Source organism: Mesorhizobium sp. M7A.F.Ca.CA.004.04.2.1 (genome assembly GCF_004022825.1).
Taxonomy (GTDB): Bacteria; Pseudomonadota; Alphaproteobacteria; order Rhizobiales; family Rhizobiaceae; genus Mesorhizobium.
Genome location: NZ_RZPH01000467.1, coordinates 1 through 4,484 on the forward strand (window position 1 = coordinate 1; position 4,484 = coordinate 4,484).

The 4,484-nt window shown below is 64.7% G+C and carries 7 protein-coding genes; all 7 read right to left on the reverse strand.

Going from position 1 to position 4,484, the window contains the following annotated elements; all coding sequences use genetic code 11:
• Positions 1 to 44: 44 nt before the first annotated feature.
• Entirely contained in the window at positions 45 to 1,286 is a 1,242-nt protein-coding gene (locus tag EN893_RS20165; protein WP_127268381.1) for a flagellar basal body P-ring protein FlgI, read from the reverse strand.
• A complete protein-coding gene (gene flgA / locus EN893_RS20170; protein WP_127268380.1) occupies positions 1,283 to 1,810 on the reverse strand; it encodes a flagellar basal body P-ring formation chaperone FlgA in 528 nt (175 codons plus the stop codon). Before flgA ends, EN893_RS20165 begins: the two co-directional genes overlap by 4 nt.
• Before the next feature lie 3 nt (positions 1,811 to 1,813).
• Complete coding sequence (flgG, locus tag EN893_RS20175) at positions 1,814 to 2,602, reverse strand: flagellar basal-body rod protein FlgG (protein ID WP_013529795.1); 789 nt, start codon at positions 2,600 to 2,602, stop codon at positions 1,814 to 1,816.
• Positions 2,603 to 2,613: 11 nt separating this feature from the next.
• Entirely contained in the window at positions 2,614 to 2,940 is a 327-nt protein-coding gene (locus EN893_RS20180) for a flagellar hook-basal body complex protein FliE (protein ID WP_127268379.1), read from the reverse strand.
• Positions 2,940 to 3,356 (reverse strand): flagellar basal body rod protein FlgC, encoded by a 417-nt coding sequence (gene flgC, locus EN893_RS20185; RefSeq protein WP_013529797.1) that lies wholly within the window; start codon positions 3,354 to 3,356, stop codon positions 2,940 to 2,942. Before flgC ends, EN893_RS20180 begins: the two co-directional genes overlap by 1 nt.
• A 2-nt stretch (positions 3,357 to 3,358) precedes the next feature.
• Complete coding sequence (gene flgB, locus EN893_RS20190; RefSeq protein ID WP_027038255.1) at positions 3,359 to 3,739, reverse strand: flagellar basal body rod protein FlgB; 381 nt, start codon at positions 3,737 to 3,739, stop codon at positions 3,359 to 3,361.
• Positions 3,740 to 3,818: 79 nt separating this feature from the next.
• Positions 3,819 to 4,484 (reverse strand): hypothetical protein (locus EN893_RS20195; RefSeq protein ID WP_128361728.1); only part of this gene is annotated, 666 nt, incomplete at its 5' end.

Consider the following 4,484-nt stretch of genomic DNA (forward strand, 5'->3'; position numbering starts at 1 on the left):
AGGTGTCTTTCGTGGTGTGAGAAGAAGCGCGTCATCGGCATCGCCTATTGCAGAACCAGGTCGGCCTGCAGGGCCCCGGTCGACTTGATGCCCTGCAGGATGGCGATGATGCCATCCGGCTTGACGCCGAGGCGGTTGAGGCCGGAAACGAGGGTCTGGAGATCGGGTCCGTCCAGCACGGCAACGCGGGCGTCGGGCCGGCTGGCGTCGATGGCTGTGAACGGTTCGATGGCGGTCTCGCCCTTGGAGAAGGGCTCGGGCTGGACGACGCGCGGCGCTTCGGTGATGCGCACGGTGAGCGTGCCGTGGCTGATGGCGACACGTGAGATCTTGACGTCATTGCCGATGACGATGGTGCCGGTGCGCTCGTCGATCACGACACGGGCCGGCGTGTCGGATTCGACCACCAAATTCTCGATCTCGGCATAGAAGCGGGCCGCCGAGACACCTTTCGGCCTTCTGATCTGAACGGTGCGCGAATCGCGCTCCGCCGCCACCCGCATGCCGAAGCGCTGGCCGGTGTAGTCGTTGATGGCGTCGGCGATGCGGATAGCGGTCGAGAAATCGGGATTGCGCAGTTGCAGCGTCAGGATCGCCTGATCGTCGAACTCGGCCTGGACAGCACGCTCGACGATGGCGCCGTTCGGCACGCGGCCGGAGGTCGGCACGCCTTGCGTCAGCTGCTCGGCCTGTCCCTGGGCGGTAAAGCCGGACACGATGACCGAGCCCTGGCCGACGGCATAGATCTCGCCGTCCGCCGCCTTCAGCGGCGTCATGATCAGCGTGCCGCCGGAAAGCGAGGTCGCGTCGCCCATCGAGGAGACGTCGATGTCGATGCGGGCGCCCGATTGCACGTAGGGCGGCATGTTGGCGGTGACGATGACGGCGGCGACATTCTTGGCGCGCGCACTGCCGCCTTCGGTGGCGATGCCGAGATTTTCGAGCATCGCGCGGATCGACTGTTCGGTGAATGGCGAGTTGCGCAGGCTGTCGCCCGATCCGGCAAGGCCGATGACCAGGCCGTAGCCGACGAGCTGATTGTCGCGCGAACTCTGCAGCTGGGCGATGTCCTTGATGCGCGCGGCGACCTGGCCCGGCGGCAGCGAACTTGGCCCGGTCGACACCCGGAACATGCGGCTGGTGGTGGCCGGATCATATTCGGGATCGCTGTAGACGCCGCCATTCTTGGCGGCGAGCTCGCGCTTGGCCTTCGACGTCAGGCCATCGGCCAGCGCCGGCTGCAGGCCAAGCACGGCTGCCAGCATCAGGGTAAGCCCGCGCATCATGAAGCGCTGACCTGGATGGTTCCGTCCGCCATCACCGTGCCGGACAGGATTTTGCCGCTGTCGATGTTGCGAACCTTGACGAGGTCGCCCGCAACTCCCGGCTGCAGCGTCACGGCGGTGGCCGAGATCGTCAGCCCGCCGGCGATGAAGAAGATCTGCACGGAAGCACCCTGTTCGACCAGCCAGGCCTCGCGGATGGCGGTGGAAGGAATGTAGCGGCCGGGCAGCAGCGTGCGCTTGGCGACCTTGCCATCCAGTTCTTCGGCTCGCGTGGCGACCGCCTCCGGCTTGCGCTTGCCGACGATAAGGGTGACCTGTTTCAGGGCAGCCAGGTTGATGGTCTCGCCGGGATAGATTACCCGGCTCGGAATAAGCACCACCTCGCCGCCAGCTTGATTGCTGGCGATCCGGGTGGCCGATTGGTTGGTCGACTCCTGGGCAAAAGCCGGCATCGTGCCGGTCACCAGCGCAAGGACGAGCGCGGTGCGGCGGAATGCGGACAGGAGGCCGGGCGTCGACATCATGCGTTACCTGATGTTCTTGGAGACCACGGAGGCCATGTCGTCGGCGGCCTGAATGACCTTGGAGTTCATCTCATAAGCGCGCTGCGCCGAGATCAGTTCGGTGATTTCCTTGACCGGGTCGACGTTGGAGGCTTCGAGATAGCCCTGCTGGATGGTGGCAAAGCCGGGATCGCCCGGCACGCCGACATTCGCCGGCCCCGAAGCCGTGGTTTCCTGGAACAGATTGTCGCCGAGCGGCGCCAGGCCGGCCTCGTTGGCGAAGTTGGCGATCTGAAGCTGCCCGAGGTTCTGCAGGTCGGTCTGGCCATCGATGCGGGCGAAGACCTGGCCGGTCTTGTTGACGATGACCTCGACGGCATCCACGGGAACATTGATTGCCGGAATGACGGCAGCGCCGTCGACCGTCACGAGTTGGCCGGTGGCGTTGGTGTTGAGAGCTCCGGCGCGGCTGTAGAGCGTGCCGCCGTCGGCACCCTCGATCTGAAACCAGCCCCTGCCGGTCAGCGCCAGGTCGAAACTGTTGCCGGTGCTGGTCAGTTCGCCCTGGGTGTGCACGTTGCGCACGGCCGTCGTCTTGACGCCGAGGCCGATCGAGACGCCCTCCGGCACCAGCGAGGCGTTGGAGCGGTTGGGCACGCCTTGTGTACGGTCGACCTGATAGAGCAGGTCGGAGAATTCGGCACGGGCGCGCTTGTAGCCGGTGGTGTTGATGTTGGCGATGTTGTTGGCGATGACTTCCAGATTTGTCTGCTGGGCATTCATGCCGGTGGCGGCGATGGCGAGTGCTTTCATGGCGGAATTCCTCAGATGCCCATTCGACTGACTTCGAGATAGGCGGAAACCACCTTGTCGCGGATGGCGACGGCGGTCTGAAGCGCCTGCTGCGCGCTCATCACGGCGTCGACCACCTGACGGGTGTCGGCGTCGCCCTTGAGCGCCTGCAACGATACCTGCTCGGCATTCTGCAGCGTGTTCACGGTCTTGGAGGCTGCCTGGCTCAGCGCCTCGGCGAAGGAGGTGCCGATGGTGCCGCCGGCCGAAGGTGTCGCACCGCCCTGGAGCAGGCTTGTGGCCGTGTCGTCGCCGCCGATCGACGGCTTGAACTGAAGCGCTCCGATACCGCTGATCATTACTGGTTCCTCATCAGGTCGATGGTCATGGAAATCAGGTCGCGGGCCTGCTTGACGACCTGAAGGTTGGCCTCGTAGGAGCGGTTGGCCTCGGTCATGTCGGCCATTTCGATCAGCACGTTGACGTTGGGCATCTTGACGTAGCCCTTCTCGTCGGCTGCCTCGTTGCCGGGCTGGAACTCGACTGGAAAGTCGCTGGGGTCTCGATCGATCGAATTCACTGCAACGGTTGAGCTGCCGGAGGCCCTGTCAAGCTCGGAGACGAAGCTGATGGTCTTGCGGCGATAAGGATCGGAGCCGGGCGCGGTGCCGGTCGACTGGGCGTTGGCGAGATTTTCGGAAACCACGCGCAGGCGCTCCGACTGGGCGCCGAGGCCGGATGCTGCGACTTTGAGGGCTGCGGTCAGTGCGTCCATGGTCAGCTCTTCACCGCCATCATCATCATCGTATGAAACGCCTTGACGATCGCCGTGTTGAGTTCGAAGGAGCGGCGCACCTCGCCGGCTTTCAGCAACTGGTCTTCCAGAACGACCGAGTTCTTGGACGGCATGACGACGCCGTCATTCTCCTGCGGCTTGATGGTGAAGCCGGCATTGGTCGCCGCATTGCCGAGATGGCCGGCCTGGGTCGCCTGCAGCGATACGGCAGCGCGGTCGAGCACCTTTTCGAATGGCTCGACATCGTTTGCCGTATAGCCTGGCGTGTTGGCATTGGCGATGTTGCCGGCGACTGCCGACTGGCGCACGGCCAGCCATTGCGCTTGCTTGGCGGCGAGGTCGAAAAGGGAAACGGGCTCCATGGGAATCTCCGAGCAGGTACCCAGAGACTAGGCCGCCAGTCTTGCGCGGGCCTTGCGGATGGCGGGAGCCGGAGATCGTTTATCTGGAGAGTTCGATCACCCGGTCGGCACTGGTGACCATGACCCATTTGCCGTTGCGCTGCTCGATGGAGGACACCTGACTGGAGTCAGGCAGTATCGAGCCGCGCTGGACGATCCAGAGGCCAGCGTCGTCCTGGATCATGGCACGGCCGTTAGCGACATGAACCATGCGGAATTTCGCCGCGTCGGCCGGAAACGGTTGCTCGTCGGGTGCGGCTGCGGGATTGGCGTCGTCCCGCACCGTCCCCGTGGCAAGAAGATCGAGATTGGCCGCGGGAATATCCTTTGCCGTCAGCGGCGCGCTGCGTTGCGCGACCACGCCGCCGCCCGCTCGCCCGGAATTGGAGCCGGTGCCGCCGAACTTCATCGCCTGGACGCCAAACTGGTCCTGGTTGAAGAAGATGTACCAGGGAAACAGGGCGCAGATCAGGCCGAGCGTGATGCCGAGCGCGGCTATGACGAAATCGCTGCGTCGGTCGGACTTCTTCTTCAGTCGGGGAAACGGTGCCTTTGGCGGCTGCGGCCATTCGGTGCGCGGGAACAGCCCGTCGATCAGCGAGTCGCGGCTGGCCTGCGTCATCTCGGCAGCCACCGCCTGGGGAGCCCGGGGCAGAGCGGGTTCGACGGGCTGTTCCCGCGCACCGAATGGCCGCAGCCGCCAAAG

What these genes read in the sequence shown, in the direction of transcription:
- flgB (WP_027038255.1), bottom strand. Translation starts at nt 3,739, where the DNA reads ATGGAGCCCGTTTCCCTTTTCGACCTCGCCGCCAAGCAAGCGCAATGG.
- EN893_RS20165 (WP_127268381.1), bottom strand. Translation starts at nt 1,286, where the DNA reads ATGATGCGCGGGCTTACCCTGATGCTGGCAGCCGTGCTTGGCCTGCAG.
- flgA (WP_127268380.1), bottom strand. Translation starts at nt 1,810, where the DNA reads ATGATGTCGACGCCCGGCCTCCTGTCCGCATTCCGCCGCACCGCGCTC.
- flgC (WP_013529797.1), bottom strand. Translation starts at nt 3,356, where the DNA reads ATGGACGCACTGACCGCAGCCCTCAAAGTCGCAGCATCCGGCCTCGGC.
- flgG (WP_013529795.1), bottom strand. Translation starts at nt 2,602, where the DNA reads ATGAAAGCACTCGCCATCGCCGCCACCGGCATGAATGCCCAGCAGACA.
- EN893_RS20180 (WP_127268379.1), bottom strand. Translation starts at nt 2,940, where the DNA reads ATGATCAGCGGTATCGGAGCGCTTCAGTTCAAGCCGTCGATCGGCGGC.